1 protein-coding gene is annotated in these 576 nt (G+C 51.2%); it reads right to left on the reverse strand.

The genetic code is table 11. The features are described 5' to 3' along the window. Window positions 1–576 (reverse strand): hypothetical protein (locus ZA07_RS14975; protein WP_157492169.1); only part of this gene is annotated, 576 nt, incomplete at both ends.

The raw sequence follows: 576 nt of genomic DNA on the forward strand, positions 1-576 counted from the left end.
CGGTAAAGGTTCCTGCTGCCATTCCGGTAACCGTTATCGGGTTGGTGGACGTGTTGGCTGCCACTGCACCGGTCACAGAGACACCGTTGGTATCGAATACCTCATAGGTATAGCTTCCCGAGTATCCACTTACATTGATGTCAAATGCACCTGAACTGTCCCCGTAACAGGTCACGGCAGTAGGTACGGTCGTAAATGACGGAGGCGTAGCGGCCGGTAATGAGATGCCCACTTCCTCGGTACATCCTGTATCGGTATCGGTAATGGTGATGGTATACATTCCTGCCGGAACTCCAGAAAACACATTTCCAGATAAACTTATTGAGCCAGAGCTAGGTGTTATGGCATACGTAAAGTTGCCAGAACCTCCAGTACCGGTTACGGTAATCACACCGTCATCGTCGTTACATGATGGTAGGGCAGTAGCCTCAGGAGTGATACCTAGGGGTGCTTCGATGGTCACGGACACTAAGTTTCCACAGCCGTTGGCATCCTGTACCTCCACGGTATGGGTTCCAGAGTATAGGTTGGAAATGGTAAACGGCGTACTTTGTGTCTGGAAGGCCCCACCGTTGA

This window comes from Mangrovimonas sp. ST2L15 (assembly GCF_001280515.1).
GTDB classification, from domain to species: Bacteria; Bacteroidota; Bacteroidia; order Flavobacteriales; family Flavobacteriaceae; genus Mangrovimonas; species Mangrovimonas futianensis.